15 protein-coding genes are annotated in these 19,558 nt (G+C 63.9%); 12 read left to right on the top strand and 3 right to left on the bottom strand.

Going from position 1 to position 19,558, the window contains the following annotated elements; genetic code table 11:
- The first annotated feature begins 253 nt into the window (after positions 1–253).
- The 4 genes from ASD80_RS17555 (at position 254) to ASD80_RS17540 (ending at position 6,441) form a co-directional block, all read left to right on the top strand.
- Positions 254–1,975, top strand: a complete 1,722-nt coding sequence (locus tag ASD80_RS17555) for an ABC transporter ATP-binding protein (protein ID WP_082555403.1) — start codon at positions 254–256, stop codon at positions 1,973–1,975.
- Positions 1,941–2,915 (top strand): aldo/keto reductase, encoded by a 975-nt coding sequence (locus ASD80_RS17550; protein ID WP_056235828.1) that lies wholly within the window; start codon positions 1,941–1,943, stop codon positions 2,913–2,915. Before ASD80_RS17555 ends, ASD80_RS17550 begins: the two co-directional genes overlap by 35 nt.
- A gap of 201 nt (positions 2,916–3,116) precedes the next feature.
- The gene (locus ASD80_RS17545) at positions 3,117–6,023 is read left to right on the top strand and encodes an insulinase family protein (protein ID WP_156460536.1); all 2,907 of its coding nucleotides are present in this window, start codon (positions 3,117–3,119) and stop codon (positions 6,021–6,023) included.
- A 124-nt stretch (positions 6,024–6,147) separates the two neighbouring features.
- A complete protein-coding gene (locus tag ASD80_RS17540) occupies positions 6,148–6,441 on the top strand; it encodes a GIY-YIG nuclease family protein (RefSeq protein ID WP_056235821.1) in 294 nt (97 codons plus the stop codon).
- Positions 6,442–6,514: 73 nt separating this feature from the next.
- On the opposite strand, the gene ASD80_RS17535 is transcribed toward ASD80_RS17540, so the two are convergent.
- A complete protein-coding gene (locus ASD80_RS17535; protein WP_156460535.1) occupies positions 6,515–6,814 on the bottom strand; it encodes a hypothetical protein in 300 nt (99 codons plus the stop codon).
- A gap of 216 nt (positions 6,815–7,030) precedes the next feature.
- Between ASD80_RS17535 and ASD80_RS17530 the strand changes: the two genes are divergently transcribed.
- From ASD80_RS17530 to ASD80_RS17520, 3 genes are all read left to right on the top strand, one after another.
- Complete coding sequence (locus ASD80_RS17530) at positions 7,031–8,038, top strand: ligase-associated DNA damage response exonuclease (RefSeq protein WP_056235813.1); 1,008 nt, start codon at positions 7,031–7,033, stop codon at positions 8,036–8,038.
- On the top strand, positions 8,035–9,606 hold the full coding sequence (locus ASD80_RS17525) for a cisplatin damage response ATP-dependent DNA ligase (protein WP_056235811.1): 1,572 nt from the start codon (positions 8,035–8,037) through the stop codon (positions 9,604–9,606). The genes ASD80_RS17530 and ASD80_RS17525 overlap by 4 nt, the downstream gene beginning before the upstream one ends.
- Before the next feature lie 186 nt (positions 9,607–9,792).
- Entirely contained in the window at positions 9,793–10,077 is a 285-nt protein-coding gene (locus tag ASD80_RS17520) for a UvrB/UvrC motif-containing protein (protein WP_082555402.1), read from the top strand.
- A gap of 143 nt (positions 10,078–10,220) precedes the next feature.
- Here the strand turns inward: ASD80_RS17520 and ASD80_RS17515 are convergent, their stop codons facing one another.
- The gene (locus ASD80_RS17515; protein WP_056235807.1) at positions 10,221–10,613 is read right to left on the bottom strand and encodes a MerR family DNA-binding protein; all 393 of its coding nucleotides are present in this window, start codon (positions 10,611–10,613) and stop codon (positions 10,221–10,223) included.
- Positions 10,610–12,322 carry a long-chain-fatty-acid--CoA ligase gene (locus ASD80_RS17510; RefSeq protein ID WP_082555401.1) on the bottom strand — a complete coding sequence of 571 codons (1,713 nt, stop codon included), beginning with the start codon at positions 12,320–12,322 and terminating at the stop codon, positions 10,610–10,612. Before ASD80_RS17510 ends, ASD80_RS17515 begins: the two co-directional genes overlap by 4 nt.
- A 450-nt stretch (positions 12,323–12,772) precedes the next feature.
- Here ASD80_RS17510 and ASD80_RS17505 point away from each other — a divergent pair, with 450 nt between their 5' ends.
- The 5 genes from ASD80_RS17505 (at position 12,773) to ASD80_RS17490 (ending at position 19,522) form a co-directional block, all read left to right on the top strand.
- Complete coding sequence (locus ASD80_RS17505) at positions 12,773–15,232, top strand: acyl-CoA dehydrogenase (protein WP_056235804.1); 2,460 nt, start codon at positions 12,773–12,775, stop codon at positions 15,230–15,232.
- Between the two features lie 200 nt (positions 15,233–15,432).
- On the top strand, positions 15,433–17,394 hold the full coding sequence (locus ASD80_RS17500) for a 3-hydroxyacyl-CoA dehydrogenase NAD-binding domain-containing protein (protein ID WP_056235801.1): 1,962 nt from the start codon (positions 15,433–15,435) through the stop codon (positions 17,392–17,394).
- Positions 17,395–17,556: 162 nt separating this feature from the next.
- Positions 17,557–18,840, top strand: a complete 1,284-nt coding sequence (locus tag ASD80_RS17495) for an acetyl-CoA C-acetyltransferase (protein ID WP_056235799.1) — start codon at positions 17,557–17,559, stop codon at positions 18,838–18,840.
- The gene (locus tag ASD80_RS18880; protein WP_156460534.1) at positions 18,837–18,992 is read left to right on the top strand and encodes a hypothetical protein; all 156 of its coding nucleotides are present in this window, start codon (positions 18,837–18,839) and stop codon (positions 18,990–18,992) included. Before ASD80_RS17495 ends, ASD80_RS18880 begins: the two co-directional genes overlap by 4 nt.
- A gap of 56 nt (positions 18,993–19,048) precedes the next feature.
- Positions 19,049–19,522, top strand: coding sequence for a hypothetical protein (locus ASD80_RS17490; protein WP_156460533.1), 474 nt, complete (start codon positions 19,049–19,051; stop codon positions 19,520–19,522).
- Positions 19,523–19,558 lie beyond the last annotated feature (36 nt).

Genomic DNA, 19,558 nt, shown 5'->3' with positions numbered 1-19,558 from the left:
GCCTCCCTCCCCCTTGAGGGGGATCGAGGGGTGTTGAGGCTGCCATGGACGCAACGCTTGCGGATACTTCGACACCCCCTCCCTAGCTTCGCTACGGGCTTGCAGCCCGAGCTGCGCTACCCTCCCCTCAAGGGGGAGGGTGGGAAAGCCCGGCATTCTGGTGCGCTTCCACGCCACTGGGCGGGCTATCCAGGGTTGACCATGTCGGCCTGTGCGGTCAGTTTGTCCGCCCGTCGCCCCCCCAGGATGCCCAATGAGCAAGCCGGACTGGACGAGTGCCTTGCCGGCGCTCAAGTCGATCTTTGGCCGGTTCCTGGCCGAGGCCAGGTGGATGCTGGCGGGCATCGCGGTGGTGGTGCTGGGTTCCTCGGTTGTCGGCATAGCGACGCCCTATGTCTTTTCGCGCCTGGTCGATGTGCTGGGGGTGAGCGACCTGCCGACGGGCCTTGCCTGGATGTTCGTGGGCTATGCGGTGATGCGCGGGCTGGGGCAGGTGCTGGGCTATTCGGTGAATTTCCTCTCCACCATGGCGGCGGAGAATCTCAATTTTGTCGCGGCGACGAGCTTTTTCGCGGCGCTGCTGCGCAAGCCGGGCAGCTTCTTCATCGAGCACAATCCGGTGGAAATCCAGTCGGCGCGCGGCGAGGGGCAGACGGCCGTCGCCATCATCCTGCAACTGGCGATCATCGTCTTCATTCCCGGCGCCACCCAGATCGCGCTGGCCATTGCGCTACTGGGTGCGGTGATCAATCTCGAGATTGTCGCCATCGTGGGAATCTATGGCGTGGTCTTTGTCACGCTCACTTACATTGCCAATCGCTGGACCCGGCAATTGCTTGACCGGGCGATCGAGGCCAACCAGGACAATGCGCGCTTCGTGGGCAATGCCGTCAACGCCATGGAGACCCTGCGCTATTTCAACGGTGACCGCTGGATCAGCCGGCGCTTCGCCGAAAAGGCCGACCTGTCGCGGCGCTCCTGGCATGGCTGGGCCAGGCGGCGCATCCTGCTGGCGGGCGTGTTCGGGGCGGCCCTGGGCACCCAGCTGGCGGTGACCTTCGTGCTGCTGCTGCCGCGGTTCGAGGCGGGACAGCTCAGCGTGGGCGACATCGTGCTCATCAACCTGATGCTGATCCAGCTCAACCAGCCCTTCGAGATGATCGGCATTGCCATCGACGACGTGATGCGTTCGGTGGTGCGGTTCACCCCTTTCGCCAGGATGTGGAATGTGCCGGACGACCGGGCGGCGCAGGGCGGCGCCGCGCTGGCCGACGGCGAGGGGCGGCTGGTATTCGAGGGAGTGGGCTTTCGCTTCGGCGAGCGGCAGACTTTGCGCGATGTCAGTTTTGCCGCGGCGCCGGGGGTCATCACCTTTATCACCGGCAATACCGGCTCGGGCAAATCGACACTGTTCAAGCTGGCGCTGAAATCGCTGGAGCCGACCGAAGGGCGGATCACGGTGGATGGGGTGGACCTGGCGGGGCTCGACCGGGAGAGCTGGTACAGCCAGGTCGGCGTGGTGCCGCAGGACGTGATGCTGCTCAATGACAGCATCGAGGCCAATATCGTGCTGGGGCGGATACATGACCCGGTGCGGCTGCGCGAGGCGGCGGCGCAGGCCTCGATCCTGGACTTCATCGAGGCCCTGCCGGACGGCTTCGCGACCACGGTGGGCGAGCGGGGGCTCAAGCTTTCGGGCGGGGAAAGGCAGCGCATTTCCATCGCACGGGCCCTTTACGGACGGCCCAAGGTGTTGTTCTTCGACGAAGCCAGTTCGGCGCTCGATGAGCGGACCGAAGGCGAAATCATGGGTGAGCTGCGCCGGCTGGTGGATCGGGTGACGATCCTGGCCATTACCCATAGGCGCAGCGTCATCGGGGCAGGCGACAATGTGGTGGCGCTGGCCGGGGGCTCGGCGTCGACAAGCGAGGACAAAGGCAATGAAGACACGGACGCTGGGCAAGACGGGCTATGAGGTCAGCGAAATCGGGCTGGGCTGCTGGCAGCTTGGTGGCGATTTCGGGCCGGTGGGCGACGAGACGGCCGGGGCCATTCTCGATGCGGCGAACGACGCGGGCGTGACGTTCTGGGACACCGCCGACGTCTATGGCGGCGGGCTGAGCGAAAGCCGCATCGGCGGGCATGGCAAGGGGCCCGGCGTGCATGTGGCGACCAAGCTGGGGCGCGGCGGCGGGCTGTTTCCCGACAATTATTCGCTGGAGGGCATTCGGGCGAGCCTCAAGGGATCGGCGGAGCGGCTGGGCGTGGCCAGCCTCGATCTGGCGCAACTACATTGCGTGCCGACCGAGGTTCTGCGCGAGGGGCGGATTTTCGGCTGGATGGATCAGCTGAAGGCCGAGGGGCTGGTGCGGCACTGGGGCGCCAGCGTCGAGACAATCGAGGAAGGTCTGATCTGCCTGGAGCAGGAGGGGTGTGCCACGCTGCAGATCATCTTCAACCTGTTCCGGCAGGATGCGGCCAGGGAATTGCTGCCGAAAGCGGCGGAGCGCAATGTCGGCATCATCGTGCGGCTGCCGCTGGCCAGCGGATTGCTGAGCGGCAAATTCGACAAGACGACGCGGTTCGATGCCAGCGACCACCGCAATTACAATGCCGATGGCGAGGCTTTTTCGGTGGGCGAGACGTTTTCGGGCATCCGCTTCGAGCGCGGGGTGGAGCTGGTCGCCGAATTGCGCGGGCTGGCGCCCGAGGCCCTGCCGATGAGCCAGTTTGCGCTGCGGTGGATTCTCGATCATCCGCAGGTGAGCACGGTCATCGCGGGGGTGAGCAAGCCCGGCCAACTGGCGGACAATGTCGCGGCGAGCGAACAGAAGAGCCTGTTCCCGGCGCTGATGGGGCAGCTGGGGGAATGGTATGAACGCGAGGTGAAGCCGGAGATCAGGGGCGGGGTTTAGCGAGCCCGCCCTCGTGGTTCGAGGCTCGCGAAGGGCTCGCACCTCACCATGAGGTCTCAAAACACGCGGCGGTCGCAGTAGCCCTCATGGTGAGGTGCGCCTTTTCGGCGCCTCGAACCACGAGGTCGTGACGCCCCTAGCGGATCGTGCTTCACGTCCCTACGTTGTTGCCCAACAACAAGAACCCTTCCGAGAATTTCCATGTCCCACCCCGCATTCGAACTGGTCCGCGACGAGCATATCGCGGAGGTGAACAGCCAGGCGCTGCTCTTTCGGCATATCAAGACCGGGGCGGAGGTGCTGAGCCTGGTCAATGACGACGAGAACAAGGTGTTCGGCATCACCTTCAAGACGCCGCCCGAGGATTCGACCGGGGTTGCACATATTCTTGAGCATTCTGTGCTGTGCGGAAGCCGGAAATATCCGGTCAAGAAGCCGTTCGTGGAGCTGATCAAGGGGAGCCTGAATACATTCCTCAATGCCATGACCTTCCCGGACAAGACGGCCTATCCGGTGGCCAGCCAGAACCTCAAGGACTTTTATAACCTCGTCGATGTGTATCTGGACGCGGTGTTCTTTCCGCTGATTTCGGAGGACACGTTCCGGCAGGAGGGGTGGCATTACGAACTGGAGGATAGCGCGAGTCCGCTGGTCTACAAGGGCGTGGTGTTCAATGAGATGAAGGGCGTGTTTTCATCGCCCGATGCGGTGATGCGCGATATTTCGCAGCGCTCGCTTTATCCCGATGTGACCTATGGCAAGAGTTCGGGGGGCGATCCCAAGGCCATTCCCGAGCTGAGCTACGCGCAGTTCAAGCGCTTTCACCAGACCTTCTATCATCCGTCCAATACGCGGGCGTTCTTCTCCGGCGATGACGATGCGGGGCAGCGCCTGGCGATCCTGGATGAATATTTTTCGCAGTTCGAGCGGGCACCTGTCGATGCCGAGGTGAAGCTGCAGCCGCGCTTCAATGCGCCGCGGTCGGTGGTGGCGACTTATGCCGGGACCAAGGATGGGGGCAAGGCGCGGGACGGGATGGTATCGGTCAACTGGATGATCGACCCGCCCGAGGACCGCACCGAGGCGCTGAGCCATGGCATGCTGAGCTATCTGCTGGCGGGCAATCCGGCGGCGCCTTTGCGCAAGGCGCTGACCGAGAGCGGGCTGGGCGAGGGCATGACGGGGGGTGGCATCGGCGCCGGATTGCGGCAGCCGATGGCGAGCTTTGGCATGAAGGGGATCGACCCCGCTGATGGTGCAAGGATCGAGGCGCTGATCCTGTCGACGCTGGAGGAGATCGCGCAAAAGGGCTTTGCGGCCGAGCAGCTTGAGGCGGCGGCCAATACATTCGAGTTTTCGCTGCGCGAGAACAATACCGGCTCCTATCCGCGCGGCATGGTCTATATGTTCAACGCGCTGGGGACGTGGCTGCATGAGGGCGATCCGCTGGGGCAGCTCAAGTTCGAGGACGCGCTGGCGGCGCTGAAGGACAAGGCTGGCAAGGGGCATTTCGCCGGCGAAATCCGCCGGCTGTTTCTCGACAATATGCACAGGACCACGGTGACGCTGAGCGCCGACCCGGAGCAGGGCGCGCGGGAGGCGGCGAAGGAGGCCGAGATTCTGGCTGGGGTGCGGGCCCGGCTGGATGAGACGGCGCTGCAAGCCACTGTCGCCGAGACGGAGCGGCTCAGGGCGTTGCAGGAAGAGGTGGACGATCCGGCGCTGCTGGCGAAGATTCCGACGCTTGGTTTGGAGGATTTGCCGCGGGAATCGCGCACGGTGCCGATCGAGACAGGGCATCTGGGCGAGGCGCGGCTGTTTTATCACGACCTGCCGACGCTGGGAATCGTCTATCTCGACCTGGGCTTTGACCTGCATGTGCTGGACAAGGCGCTTTTGCCCTATCTGCCGCTATTCGGGCGGGCGCTGCTGCAGACGGGCACGAGCAAGGAAGATTTCGTGTCGCTGACGCAGCGCATCGGACGCTCGACCGGCGGCATTGCGCAGCATCGGGGCCTGTCGTCGCGGCAGGGCAGCGATGGCAGCGCGGCGTGGTTTTTCCTGTCGGGCAAGGCGGTGCCGGACAAGCATGAAGAAATGCTCGCCATCATGGGCGATGTGCTGCTCGATGCGCGGCTGGATAACAAGGCGCGGTTCAAGCAGATGGCGCTGGAGGAAAAAGCCGGCTTCGAGGCGCGGCTGGTGCCTGCCGGCAATGCCATCGTCAATACGCGGCTCAATGCCGGGCTGACCGAGGCGAGCTGGATTGCCGAGCAACTGGGCGGGGTGAGCTATCTCAATTTCCTGCGCGAGCTGGTGAAACGAATCGACAGCGATTGGGGCAGTGTCGAAGCGGCGCTGGTACGCATTCGCGACACGCTGTTCAATCGCGGTCGCATGGTGGTCAATGTGACGGCCGACGGGGCACTATGGAGCCGGGCCAAAGGCGAGATCGAGAGCTTCCTCGGGCGGCTGCCCAGTGGGGATTTTGCCTTTGCTGACTGGGCCATCGACTATACGCCGAAGTCGGAGGGGCTGATCATTCCGGCGCAGGTCAATTATGTGGGCAAGGGGGCCAATCTGCGGGCGCTCGGCTTCGAAATGACCGGCGCGTCGGCGGTCGTGCTGAAGTTCCTTAACACGACCTATCTCTGGGACAAGGTGCGGGTGCAGGGCGGGGCCTATGGCGGGTCGAGCCGGTTCGACCTGACATCGGGGAACTTTTCGTTCCTGAGCTATCGCGATCCGAACCTGCTGAAGACGCTGGACGCCTATGACGGGGCGAGCAAGGCGCTCAAGGCCGGGATTGGCGAGAATGACCTGACGCGCTCGATCATCGGGGTGATCGGGGATGTGGATGGGTATGAATTCTCCGATGCCAAGGGCTATTCTTCGATGTGGCGGCAGTTGACCGGGACGACCGATGCGATCCGGCAGCAGCGGCGGGATGAGATACTAGGCACCAGTGTTGCGGATTTCCGGCGCATGGCCGAGGCGGTGGATGCCGTGGCGCGGCATGGGCATGTCGTGGTGCTGGGTGGGGAAGCGGCGATCACGGCGGCGAACGAGAAGCGGCCGGGGCTGCTTGAGGTGAGCAAGGTTATGTGAGCGGCTGAAGGATGGATTGCCCGGACCAGCCGGGCAATGACGGGGTGGAGAATTTAGCGTGATACCCCAACCACCGTCATCACCGGGCTTGTCCCGGTGATCCATCTTGCGGCATGCTCGAGGCATGAAGGGTTATGTCTACATCCTCGCCTCGAAGAAGAATGGGACGCTCTACACGGGCGTCACGTCGGACCCTTCCCGTCGCTGGTTCGAGCACCAGCATGAAATGACGCCGGGCTTCACGTCGCGTTATGGCGTCAAGACGCTGGTATGGCTGGAAGAGCATGATCTGGTTGTGGATGCCATTCGGCGTGAGAAGGCAATCAAGAAATATCCCCGCCAGTGGAAGATCAACCTGATCGAGGCCGTCAATCCGGAGTGGAACGACATCAGTTCGTGGCTGCTTGGGGCGCAGTGATGGATCACCCGGACAAGCCGGGTGATGACGGGGGGAGAGGGCGCACCAGATAATGATGGTGCGTGTTCGGCGACTAAGCCGCCTTGTCCACCACCTTGCCGGTATCGGCCGACGCCTGCAGGGCTTCCATCATGCGGCGCTTGATTTCGTCTTCGACGACCTGGCGGTCTTCAGGGGTCATGCCGGCGACGTCCGCTTCGCTCATTTTCATGTCTTCGAGGATCTTGTCGCGCAGGCGTTCCAGCGGGGACTTCTGGGCGATTTCGAGGAATTCTTCCTCGGCGGTTTTGGGCTGGAGCGGGGCACTATCCTTGGTGCCGAGCAGGTTGCTCAGCGGGAAGGACCGCATATTGGCGGAAACGGAAAAGGACATGGTTGCCTCGGCAGGATAGGTGCCGGAAGTCATTCAAGTTTTATGCCATTGTCGGGGTGGCGGAATTGCTAGGTTTGGCCGCTGCTGACAAGGGCTGGCAGTGCCAGCAGGCAGATTGTGCCGGTTCGGAATTGCCGACCTGTCAGATCGAAGCATGGGGTGACGACTGTAGCTTCGGTGTGAACCCGTACCGAGCAATTTGCGTTAGGAAGTGCCATGGCCAGTCCTATCCTTGACCGGAACCTGCATATCAGGGCGATCGACGCCTATATCGACCCCTCGGTGCCGCGGGAGCGGGCGATTGTTACGCATGGGCATGCGGACCACGCGCGGAGTGGGCATGGGGCGGTGCTGGCGACGCCGGATACGATTGCCATCATGAAGGTGCGCTATGGCGAGGATTGCGCCGGCAGTTTCGAGGCGCTGGATTTCGGGGTGCCGTATCGGATCGAGGATGTGACCATCACGTTTTACCCGGCCGGGCATATTCTGGGGTCGGCGCAGGTGCTGGTGGAGCAAGGCGGGCAGAGGGTGGTCGTGACGGGCGACTATAAGCGGCTCGCCGACCGCACGGCTCAGCCCTATGAGCTGGTGGAATGCGACCTGCTGGTGACGGAGGCGACGTTTGGCCTGCCGGTGTTTCAGCATCCGCATCCCAGCGTGGAAATCGGGCGGCTGCTGAAATCGGTGGCGGACCAGAAGGAGCGGAGCCATCTGGTCGGGTGCTATGCGCTGGGCAAGGCGCAAAGGGTGATCGCACTGTTGCGCGATGCGGGATGGGATGCGCCGATTTACCTGCATGGGGCGATGCTGCGGCTGTGTGCGCTGTATGAGGAACTGGGTGTTCCGCTGGGGGATTTGCGGCCGGCGCTGGATGTGCCCAAGGCGGAACTAGCGGGACAGATCGTGATTGCGCCGCCTTCGGCGATCCGCGACCGCTGGAGCCGGCGCTTTCCCGATCCGGTGACCTGCCAGGCGTCGGGCTGGATGAGCGTCAAGCAACGCGCGCGACAGGCGTTGGTGGAATTGCCGCTGGTGATTTCGGACCATTGCGACTGGGGCGAATTGCAGCAGACCATCCATGATACGCGCGCCGAGACCGTGTGGGTGACGCATGGGCGGGAGGATGCGCTGGTCTATTGGTGCCGGACGCAGGGATTGCAGGCCGAGCCGCTCAACATCCAGGGATTCGAGGATGATGGCGGGGAGGGGGAGAGCGAATGAAGCGCTTTGCCCAATTGCTGGAACTGCTGGCGCTGACGCCGTCGCGGACGCGCAAACTCAACGCGCTGACGCAGTATTTCCGTGAGGTGCCGGACCCGGACCGTGGCTATGCGCTGGCGGTTCTCACGGGGGCGCTGAGCTTTCGCAATGTGAAGCCAGCTTTGCTCAAGGAGACGGTGCTGGCCGAAGTCGATCCGACGCTGTTCGCCATGAGTTATGACTATGTCGGGGATCTGGGTGAGACGATTGCGCTGATCTGGCCGCATCATGGTGGTGGTGACGACCTGCCGTCGCTGACGGAATTGATCGAGCTGTTCAATACGACCAGCAAGAGCGAGCTGCCGAAGCTGATCGCGGGCCTACTGACGCAGGCGGGGATCAATGAGCGCTGGGCGCTGGTGAAGCTGGCGACGGGGGCGTTGCGGATCGGGGTTTCGGCGCGGCTGGCCAAGACGGCTTTGGCGGAGATGAGCGGGGTGGATGTGCAGGAGATCGAGGAGGTGTGGCACGGCTTGCGCGTGCCCTATCTCGATCTGTTTGCCTGGCTGGATGGGAAGGCGGGGCGGCCGGATGTCGACCAGTCGGCGCGGTTTCATCCGCTGATGCTGTCGAACCCGATCGACGAGGAGAAGGACCTCGGCCGGTTCGCGCCGAAGGATTTTTCGGCGGAGTGGAAGTGGGACGGCATACGGGTGCAACTGGTGCTGGGTGGGGGCACGGTGTCGCTGTTTTCCCGCACGGGCGACGATATCGCGGCGGCGTTTCCCGATATTGTCGAGAATGTGCATGGGCTTGGCGTGCTGGATGGCGAATTGCTGGTGGGAAGGGATTTCGAGGCGGGTAGCTTCAACGACCTGCAGCAGCGGCTGAACAAGAAGGTGGCAAGCGCCAAGCATCTCAAGGAAAGCCCTGCCTTTATCCGGGTCTATGACATGCTGTTCGATGGGCGGGAGGATATCCGGGCGCTGGGTTGGACCGAACGAAGGGCGCGGCTGGAGGCCTGGTTTGCGGGTAATCCGCAATCGCGCCTCGATCTGTCGGCGGTGCTGCCGTTTGCGGATTGGGACGACCTGGCGCGGCAAAGGCGGCAGGGGGCGGATGAGCATGGGCACGAGGGGGTGATGATCAAGCTGCGATCATCGCCTTATGTGCCGGGGCGGCCCAAGGGCTACTGGTTCAAATGGAAACGCGATCCCAATGTGGTGGATGCGGTGCTGATGTATGCGCAGCGCGGGCATGGCAAGCGGAGTTCGTTCTATTCGGACTACACGTTTGGCGTGTGGAGGGGGAACGAGATCGTGCCGGTTGGAAAGGCGTATTTCGGCTTTACCGATGAGGAATTGAAGCTGCTCGACAAGTGGATCAGGGCCAATACGGTGCAGTCCTTCGGGCCGGTGCGCGAGGTGAGGAAGGAACTGGTGTTCGAGGTGGCGTTCGACTCGGCGCAGGAGAGTACGCGGCACAAGTCCGGGGTGGCGCTGCGGTTTCCGCGGATCAGCCGGATAAGGTGGGACAAGCCGGCGAGCGAGGCGGCGACGCTGGAGGATATGATGGTGTTTATCGGGTAGTGCGTGCGGCGCAGAAGATGAAGTCGACACCCTCCCCCTTGCGGGGAGGGATCAAGGGTGGGGGGTGTTTGGCCCGGATATCGGAGCTCTCGCACCCCCACCCAGCTTTGCTACGGCCCATTCGGGCCTAGCGTCGCTGCCCTCCCCGCAAGGGGGAGGGTGAGCCCGGTGGTGGGAGAGAGTGCAATGTCATCGCGATCGATAAATCTTCGGCTTGTCGAACTGAACAAGCAGATGCAGGCGGCGGCGGAGGCGATGGACTTCGAGAAGGCTACGGCTCTGCGCAACGAGATGGCGCGGCTCAAGGGGGAGGCGCCGGTGCAACCTGGCGATCCCGATACGGTGACGGTCAGCCAGCCGCCGCCGGGGGCGATGGGGCTGGGGACGCAGGTGCCGGTGCGGCAGCCGCCCAAGGGGTGGGTGAAGCCGAAGAAGCCGGATTTCATGACGGGTGGGAAGGGGCGGAAATAGCATCCTGCCACGCCCTCGTGGTTCGAGGCTCGCAAGGGGCTCGCACCTCACCATGAGGGCTACTGGGGAACTCGATGCATCATCAGCCCTCATGGTGAGGTGCGCTTCTTCAGCGCCTCGAACCACGAGGGCGTGGCGGGATGCTACCCCGCCTTGTCCAGGCGCTCGTCGGCCAGTTTGCGGATTTCCTTCAGTTCGCTGATCGTCGTCTGCAAATCCTGGAGCTGGGCTTCGAGGGAGGCCAGTCTCTCGTCGACCTTGGCGGTGAGCAGGTGGACCTGCTGGCTGCGGTTGGCGTCGTAGAGGCTCAGATAGTCGGAAATGTCGCGCAGCGAGAAGCCGAGGCGCTTGCCGCGCAGGATGAGGATCAGCCGGGCACGGTCGCGGCGGCGAAAGATGCGGGTGGCGCCGACACGTTCGGGCGACAGCAGGCCCTTGGCTTCGTAGAAGCGGATGGCGCGGGTCGAGATGTCGAACTCGCGGGCGAGATCGGCAATGGCGAAGAGGTCGCGGCTTTCGGAGGCGGAACGGTTCACTGCTTGGCTCTTGTCTGGGCATATTCCTCGCGCAGCTCTTTCTTGGAGAGCTTGCCGATGAGGGTCTTGGGGAGGGCGTCCTTGAAGATAATTTCCTTGGGCATTTCGATCTTGTTGAGGCGGGTGGCCAGAAATTTCCGGAGCGCATCCTCGGTGACGGCCTGGCCGGGCTTGAGCTTGACATAGGCGACGGGGGCCTCGCCGCGATATTCGTCGGGGACGCCGATGACGTTGGTTTCCTCGACCGCCTCATGGGTCATCAGCGCTTCCTCGATGGTGCGCGGATAGACGTTGAAACCCGAGCAGATGATGAGATCCTTGATGCGGTCGACGAGAAAGACATAGCCGTCCTCGTCCATGTGGCCGACATCGCCGGTGCGCAGCCAGCCGTCCATGAAGGCGTCGCGGCTGGCCTCCTCATTGCCGAAATAGCCGGCCATGACCTGCGGCCCCTTGACCTGCAATTCACCGTCTTCGCCAATGCCGACGGCTTTGCCGCTGTCGATATCGACAAAGCGGATATCTGTGCCGGGAAGGGGCAGGCCGATGGACATGGGCTTGCTGGCGACGCGCAGGGCGGCGCAGCAGACGACGGGGGAGGCTTCGGTGAGGCCATAGCCTTCGGCCAGGATCGCCTTGGACTTCTTGCCGAAAGCGGCGCGGACTTCGTCGGGCAGGGCGGCGCCGCCGGAAATGGCGACTTCAAGGCTCGCCAGCTGTTCGGGCGTGACGCTGTCGGCGCGGGCAATGGCATTGAGCAGAGTGGGCACGGCGGGCAGCACATTGGCGCGCGTGCGGGCGAAGATGTCGAGCAAGGCCTTGAGCTCGAAGCGCGGCAGCATGACGACCTGGGCGCCGTTGCAGAGCGGCACGTTCATGCAGACCGTCATGGCGAAGATGTGGAAGAAGGGCAGGACGGCGATAACCTTGCTGGGCGGGTAGAACAGGCCGCAGCCCCACTTGTCGATCTGGCTCATATTGGCCGCGATATTGGCATGGGTCAGCAGGGCGCCCTTGGGAATGCCGGTGGTGCCGCCGGTATATTGCTGGATGGCGATATCCTTTTCCGGATCGATGACCACGGCGTCGGGCGTTTCATTGCGCGCGATCATGTCGTGGAAGCGGGCGATGCGGTCGGCAATGGGGGCGCCGCCGAGTTTTGCCAGATCCTTGCGCTTGGCGACGGAGAACAGGATTTTCTTCACCAGCGGCAGTGCATCGGGGAAATGGCAGACCACCAGCGACTTGATGTGGCCGGCCTCGACCAGCTTTTCGGCCTTTTCGTAAATCTGCTGCAGGTCGAGCGTCACCATGACGTCGGCGCCGGCATTGGAGGTGATGTGGCTGAGTTCGGCCACCGTATAGAGCGGGTTGCAATTGACCACGATGCCGCCGGCGCGCAGCACGCCGTAGTAGGCGATGGGGTAGAAGGGCGTGTTGGGCAGCATCAGCGCGACGCGGGAGCCCTTGGTGACACCGAACTGGCGCTGCAGGGCGCCGGCAAAGGCGATGATCTTTTTGGCGAGGTCGCCGAAGGTGGTGGTGTGCCCAAGGAAATCGAGGGCGACGGCGGAAGGGTTCTTGGCGCAGGCGGCCAGCACCTGCTCATGCACCGGGCGGATATCGATGGGCGCGTCCCAGGCGATGCCTTCGGGATAGCTGGCGATCCAGGGGCGGGGCGGGGCGGCGGTGTCTGTCGTCGTGGCCATGGTTTCCTCCGGAGTGCCGATTTCGGCTTGCGGGCCTGGTGCCCGATTAGGGTGACGAATATTTCATGGCTTTACGTTAGCGTCAAACAGGTGCCCGAACTTGTGGAGGGGTGCTGCGTTGACGTGCGGGGCAGGGTCTTCGGTCGGCGGCGAAGCCGGCGGGTGAGGGGCCTTTACTGGGTTAGGTGCGTGGGGAAGGCCCCCTCACCCGACCCTAAGACGGGTCGACCTCTCCCCCGAAGAGAGAGGGGAAGGAATGCCGACGTAATGGGCATTAGGTTGACGTATACGTAAACCTTGCTAGACTGCCTCAACAATAGTGGGCCATCGCGCTATGATCCCGGCGCGGCAGACCCAATGACAGCCGAACGATTCGGCGGCTGGCCTGACGTTCTGGGGATCGAGTTGCTTGCCCCTTGGTGGTGCGAGCGACGCCATGGAGGGCATGCCGTGACCTTTGCGCTTATCGCCATCAGCCTCGTCGTCTTCGCAGTTCTGGCCGTGCGGGAAAGCCCGCTCTGGCAATGGGGGGTGGGCCTGGTGGCCATCGGCCTGCTGGCGGGCCTCGATTTTCCGGCAGGCGGGATCAGCTATGGGCTGGGCGCAGGAAGCTGGGTGCTGCTGGCCATCGGCGCGGTGTTCCTGCTGCTGAGCGTCGCGGCCATCCGCAAGCCGCTGCTGATCACGCCGATCTATGGCGCGGTCAAATCCATCCTGCCCAAGGTGAGCCGCACCGAGCAGGAAGCGCTCGATGCCGGCACCGTCGGCTGGGACGCCGAACTGTTTTCGGGCCGTCCGGACTGGAGCAAGCTCAATGGCATAAGGCCGCTGACGCTGACTGAAGACGAGCAGGCCTTTCTCGACAACCAGACCGAAACCGCCTGCAAGATGATCGACGACTGGGACATCCGCAACAATCGCGCGGACCTGTCGCCCGAGCTCTGGCAGTATCTCAAGGACGAAGGGTTCCTCGGCATGCTGATCGCCAAGGAACATGGCGGGCGGGGCTTTTCCGCGCAGGCGCAGTCGATGATCGTTTCCAAGATCGCCAGCCGCTCGGTGGCGGCGGGGATCACGGTGATGGTGCCCAATTCGCTTGGGCCGGGCGAGTTGCTGGAAAAATACGGCACGCACGAACAGAAGGAAAAGTATCTCGGCCGGCTGGCCAAGGGGCTCGAAGTGCCCTGCTTCGCCCTGACGGGCGTGCATTCGGGGTCGGATGCCGGGGGCATGCGCGATATCGGCGTCGTCACCAAGGGGACGTGGCAGGGCAAGGAAACGCTGGGCGTCCGGCTGAGCTTCGACAAGCGCTATATCACGCTGGCGCCGATTGCGACGCTGGTGGGGCTCGCCTTCATCCTCAAGGATCCGGATAACCTGTTGGGCCGTGGACCCGAGATCGGCATCACGCTGGCGCTGGTGCCGCATGACCATCCCGGCATGGATATCGGCCGCCGGCATTTCCCGGCGCGTCAGGCGTTCATGAATGGCCCGGTGCGCGGCAAGGACGTGTTCATTCCGATGGATTTCCTGATCGGGGGCACCGAATATGCCGGGCAGGGCTGGCGCATGCTGATGGAGTGCCTGTCCACCGGACGCGCCATTTCGCTGCCGGCGATCGGTTCGATCTCGATCAAGCAGACCCTGCGCGCTACCTCGGCCTATGCGCGGGTGCGGCGGCAGTTCGGTATTCCGGTCGGCATCATGGAGGGCGTGGCCGAACCGCTCGGCGAAATGGTCAAGCGCGCCTATACGTTCGAGGCGGCGCGGCGGCTGACCGCGTCGATGGTCGACGAGGGCCAGCGCCCGGCGGTGATTGCGGGCCTGCTGAAATATACCGCCACCGAAGCCATGCGCGACAGCATGGACGATGCCTTCGACATTCATGGCGGCCGCGCCATCCAGGACGGGCCGGGCAACTACCTGTTCGGCGCCTATATGAGCATGCCGGTGGCCATCACGGTGGAGGGCGCCAATATCCTCACCCGCACGCTGATGACCTTCGCACAGGGCGTGCTGCGGGCGCATCCATACCTGCTGCGCGAAGTGCAGGCCGCGCAGAACAAGGACAGGAAGCAGGGGCTCGACCAGTTCGACAGCGCCTTCGGCGGACATACCAAATTCATGCTGCGCAATATCGTGGCGAGCCTGCTGCATGGGCTCAGCAATGGCGCCTTTGCCTCGACGCCGAGCCAGGGGCCGATGGCCCGCTGGTATCGGCGGCTGCATCGCTACAGCCAGGATTTTGCGCTGGTGGCCGACTGGACCACGGTGTTCCTGGGCGGTGCGCTCAAGCGCAAGCAGAAAATTTCCGGCCGCATGGCCGATATCCTGGGCGACCTCTACATGATGTCGGCGACCCTGCGCCGCTTCGAGGATGAAGGCCGTATTGCCGAGGATCGCGAACTGGTCGACGCCATCATGGCCGACCGAGTGGCTTCGATGGAGCGGACCTTCGGCGAGGTGTTCGCTAATTTCCCCAATCCGCTGTTTGCTTGGGCCATGCGGCTGCTGTGCTTTCCGCTGGGACGGCATGCCAGGCCGGCCAGCGACCGCATCAACTATCGCTTCGTGCGGGCGGTGCTGCGGCCGGGCGCCTTCCGCGACCGGCTGACCACGGGCACCTATGTCTCATTCGATCCCAATGACGTGACGGGCGTGCTGGAAGATGCGTTCCTCAAGGTGACCGAGGCCGAGGATGTCGAGGCCAAATTCGTCAAGGCGGCGCGCAAGGGTGTGATCGAACGGCGGCTGGATCGGGATGCGATCGACGATGCGGTGGCGGCTGGGGTGCTGAATGGCAACGAGGCCGGCATCATGCGGGCGGCGGATGAGGCCACCAACCGGGTGGTGAAGGTGGACGATTTCGCGATGGACGAGCTGGCGGAGCATAAGCAGGCGGCGGAATAGTCCGCCACGCCCTCGTGGTCGACAAGCGCACCATGAGGTCTACTTTTGAATGCGGCAGGCCCAGCCTGCGCCTCCCTCCCCCTCTGAGGGGAGGGATTGAGGGAGGGGGTGGTGCAGTGGAACCACTGATGGACCCCACCCCCGGCCCCTCCCCTCAAGGGGGAGGGGAGGACAAGAGCCCGAGATTTCGAGGAGTTGCAATGATCCAGCCGCAGATGCCCGAGACCAGGAATTGGCGTTTCCACCGCGATGTGGAGAATCTGGGCTGGCTCACCATCGATACGCCTGGTGCGCCGGTCAATACGCTGAGCCGCGAAGCCATCATGGAGCTCGAACAGCTGGTGGAGCGGTTCGAGGAGCTGGCGCAGACCGAGGAACTGGTGGGCGTGATCCTGCTGAGCGGCAAGGATAGCGGCTTCATCGCCGGGGCCGATGTGTCCGAATTCGATGCGATGAGCGATTTTTCGGTGCTGCCGGAGGCGCTCAGGCGCACGCATGCGCTGTTCGCGCGGATCGAGGCGCTGAAAATACCGGTCGTGGCCGGCATTCACGGCTTTTGCCTCGGCGGTGGACTGGAACTGGCGCTGGCCTGCCACTATCGCGTGGCGGTCAATGACGACAAGACCCGTATCGGCTTTCCCGAAGTGAACCTGGGCATCTTCCCCGGGTTTGGCGGCACGGGCCGCTCGATCCGCCAGGCAGGGCCGGTCGATGCGATGGGGATCATGCTGACGGGCCGCATGCTCAAGGCGGGCGCGGCGCGGGGGATGAACCTGGTCGACAAGCTGGTGCGCCATCGCGACATGCTGCGCTGGGAAGCGCGCAAGGCGGTGCTGGGCAAGCGGACATCGAGCGAAGCGGGCTTTGCCAAGCGCGTCATGGCGATGGGACCGCTGCGCAGCTATGTGGTCGGCAAGATGCGCGACCAGGCGGGCAAGAAGGCGAGGCCCGAGCACTATCCGGCGCCCTTCGCGCTGATCGACCTGTTCGAAAAGCACGGCAATGACTGGCAGGCGATGATCCGTGGCGAGATCGACGCCTTCGTGCCGCTGATGGGCAGCGATACGGCGACCAACCTGCGGCGGGTGTTCTTCGCCTCCGAGGCGCTGAAGAAGCAGGGCACCAAGGGCGCTAAATTCGCGCGGGTGCATGTGATTGGGGCCGGGGTGATGGGCGGGGATATCGCGGCCTGGTGTGCCTTGCGCGGCATGAGCGTGACGCTGCAGGATCTCGACATGGACCGCATCCAGCCGGCGCTGGATCGCGGCAAGAAGCTGTTCAGGAAGCGGCTGAAGAAAAAGCACGAGGTCGATGCCGCGGTGCTGCGGCTGGAAGCCGATCCGACGGGGAAGGGCGTGAGCCGGGCCGATGTGATCATCGAGGCGGTGGTGGAAAAGCTGGAGGTCAAGCAGGCCATCTTCGGCGGGCTGGAAGACAGGCTCAAGGCCGGCGCGATCCTGGCCACCAACACATCGTCCATCGAGCTGGAGCGGATTGCCGAAAAGCTGAAGGCGCCGGAGCGGCTGATCGGGCTGCATTTCTTCAACCCGGTGGCGCAATTGCCGCTGGTGGAGGTGATCCGCTCGACCTTCAATACCGACGCGGAAATCGGCAAGGGCGCGGCTTTCGCGCTGGCCATCGGCAAGTCGCCGGTGGTGGTCAAGTCGGCGCCGGGCTTCCTCGTCAACCGGGTGCTGATGCCCTACATGCTGGGCGCTGTGCAGCGGGTGGAGGCCGGGGAGAGCAAGGAATTGCTCGACGCAGCCGCGGTGGCCTTCGGCATGCCGATGGGGCCGATCGAACTGATGGACACGGTGGGACTCGATGTCGGCAAGTCGGTGGCGACCGAGCTGGGCCATGCCGTTCCCGATGGTTCGAGGTTCGACACGCTGGTCAAGGCAGGCAAGCTGGGCCGCAAGACCGGCGAGGGCTTCTACAAGTGGGTCGACGGCAAGGCGCAGAAGGGCCCGGTGCCTGTTCATGGCGACCTGGCCGGGCTGGGGCGTGAACTGGTCAAGCCGCTGGTCGACATGACCGAAGTGGTGGTGGCCGAAGGCGTCGTCGCCAATGACGGGCTGGCCGATATCGGGGTGATCATGGGGACGGGCTTTGCGCCGTTCCTGGGCGGGCCGATGAAGGCGCGCAAGGATGGGAAAGCGTGATGGCGGTTGTGCTCGAAGTTAGCGCCGCCTCCCCCTTGAGGGGATGGCCGGGGAGGGGGTGGTGTAGCGGACCACTGAAGGACCCCCTCCCTCAATCCCTCCCCTCAAGGGGGAGGGAGGCGATAGGGCCGAAGAACCGAGTGCTGACGGGAGACGGAAAGAATGACTGAACTTCGGAAAGTCGCCATTGTCGGATCGGCGCGCATTCCGTTTGCGCGGGGCAATACCGCCTATGTGGCGGAAACCAATCTCTCGATGCTGGGTACGGTGCTGGCGGGGCTGGCCGACAAATACGGGCTCAAGGGCGAGAAGGTGGATGAGGTGATAGCCGGGGCTGTCATCAACCACTCGCGCGACTTCAATATCGCCCGCGAGGCGACGCTGGATGCCGGCCTGTCGCCGCGCACGCCGGGGACGACGATGCAGATCGCCTGTGGCACGAGCCTGCAGGCGGCGCTGGTGCTGGCGGCCAAGATCGCCGCGGGCGAGATCGACAGCGGCATTGCCGCCGGCTCCGATACGGTGAGCGACAGCCCGATCGTTTTCGGCAACAAATTCCAGCATCGGCTGCTCGACGTGAACAAGGCGCGCAGCGGCGGGGAGAAGTTCAAGGCGTTCAAGGGATTTTCGTTTGGCGAGCTGACACCGGTAGCGCCTTCGGTCAACGAGCCGCGCACCGGCATGTCGATGGGCCAGCATTGCGAACTGATGGCGCGCGAATGGGGCATTACACGGGAGGCGCAGGACGCGCTTGCGGTGGCCAGCCATCGCAATGCGGCCAAGGCCTATGATGAGGGCTTCCACGACGACCTGCTCGTGCAATGCGCAGGGCTGGTGCGGGACAACAATGTGCGGGCCGATGCCAATATCGAGAAAATGGCGACTCTCAAGCCGGCTTTCGACAAGAATTCGGGCCATGGCACGTTGACGGCGGGCAATTCGACGCCGCTGACCGACGGGGCCTCCTCGGTGCTGCTGGCGAGCGAGGAATGGGCCAAGGCGCGCGGCCTGCCGGTGCTGGCGTATCTCACGACCGGCCGGGTGGCGGGCAATGACTTTGCCCATGGCGAGGGGCTGCTGATGGCGCCCACCATCGCGGTCAGCGAACTGCTGGCGCGGCACAAGCTGAGCTTTGCCGATATCGACTTTTTCGAGCTGCATGAGGCGTTTGCGGCGCAGGTTCTGTGTACGCTCAAGGCCTGGGAAGACCCGGACTACTGCCGGACCGTGCTGGGGCGCGACAGTGTGCTGGGTCCGGTCGATCCGGCAAAGATCAACGTCAAGGGATCGAGCCTGGCCTATGGGCATCCCTTCGCCGCGACCGGCGCTCGCATCCTGGGGCTGACCGCCAAGATGCTCTCGACTAACCCGGGAAAACGCGCTTTGCTGAGCGTCTGTACGGCTGGCGGCATGGGTGTCGCGGCCATTGTCGAAAGCGCCGCATGACCGAGAATGTCGTCAAGTTCCGCCGTCCGGAAAAGAAACCGGAGCCGCCGGTGAAGAAGCCGCGCGGCCCGCTGCCGGGCTGGGTGCCGTGGTTGGGCCTCGTCCTGGTGGCTGTTGCAATCTATGGGGCGCAGCAGGTGATGCCGCAATAGACAAGACCAGCGGCCGTTGCTAGGCTTGGGCAAATTGTTCGACATTGAGGCTCGCCATGACTGCGTTAGCCGACTTGGTCTACAATATTGTCGAGGGACATCTTACCGGTTCAATCGACGGCACCTTCATCGACGCCAGAGCGGGATCGGGAGGACGGGCCGGATCCAAGACGCCGGGCGCTGTCAATACGACGCTGGCCAACAATCCGTTCGGGACCGGGGTCAAGCTCAGTTCCGCTACGCCGGGCGGGGCTTTGCCACTGGGTTTTTACAGCCTGCGCACCCATGAAAGTCGCCAGAACTGGATCCGCCTCGTTCCTGCGCCTGGCACCAACATGCATGGCCGCGCCGGCATGGCCATCCATGGCAGGGGCAAGCGGGGCAGCGATGGTTGCATCGTTCCAGCCGACTTCAATGTCGTGCTGCAACTACACAAGCTGTGCAAAGCACGGGAGAAGGCCGGCCAGGCCAACCCGACCCTCGAAGTGCTGGCGATCGGCGACCTGGACCAGTTCACAAACCGGGCGTGATCGTGCGCCACAGCTCGGCCAGGCCATAGCGCCTAT

Source organism: Devosia sp. Root635, from assembly GCF_001427605.1.
Classification (GTDB): Bacteria; Pseudomonadota; Alphaproteobacteria; order Rhizobiales; family Devosiaceae; genus Devosia.
Note: the sequence above shows the minus strand (reverse complement) of the source record. Positions and strands in the feature narration are given on the sequence as shown.

Coding starts and splice junctions, on each gene's coding strand:
- ASD80_RS18880 (WP_156460534.1), top strand. CDS start 18,837: ATGACCGAGAATGTCGTCAAGTTCCGCCGTCCGGAAAAGAAACCGGAG.
- ASD80_RS17540 (WP_056235821.1), top strand. CDS start 6,148: ATGAAGGGTTATGTCTACATCCTCGCCTCGAAGAAGAATGGGACGCTC.
- ASD80_RS17535 (WP_156460535.1), bottom strand. CDS start 6,814: ATGTCCTTTTCCGTTTCCGCCAATATGCGGTCCTTCCCGCTGAGCAAC.
- ASD80_RS17500 (WP_056235801.1), top strand. CDS start 15,433: ATGATCCAGCCGCAGATGCCCGAGACCAGGAATTGGCGTTTCCACCGC.
- ASD80_RS17520 (WP_082555402.1), top strand. CDS start 9,793: ATGTCATCGCGATCGATAAATCTTCGGCTTGTCGAACTGAACAAGCAG.
- ASD80_RS17530 (WP_056235813.1), top strand. CDS start 7,031: ATGGCCAGTCCTATCCTTGACCGGAACCTGCATATCAGGGCGATCGAC.
- ASD80_RS17495 (WP_056235799.1), top strand. CDS start 17,557: ATGACTGAACTTCGGAAAGTCGCCATTGTCGGATCGGCGCGCATTCCG.
- ASD80_RS17555 (WP_082555403.1), top strand. CDS start 254: ATGAGCAAGCCGGACTGGACGAGTGCCTTGCCGGCGCTCAAGTCGATC.
- ASD80_RS17545 (WP_156460536.1), top strand. CDS start 3,117: ATGTCCCACCCCGCATTCGAACTGGTCCGCGACGAGCATATCGCGGAG.
- ASD80_RS17510 (WP_082555401.1), bottom strand. CDS start 12,322: ATGGCCACGACGACAGACACCGCCGCCCCGCCCCGCCCCTGGATCGCC.
- ASD80_RS17490 (WP_156460533.1), top strand. CDS start 19,049: ATGACTGCGTTAGCCGACTTGGTCTACAATATTGTCGAGGGACATCTT.
- ASD80_RS17525 (WP_056235811.1), top strand. CDS start 8,035: ATGAAGCGCTTTGCCCAATTGCTGGAACTGCTGGCGCTGACGCCGTCG.
- ASD80_RS17550 (WP_056235828.1), top strand. CDS start 1,941: ATGAAGACACGGACGCTGGGCAAGACGGGCTATGAGGTCAGCGAAATC.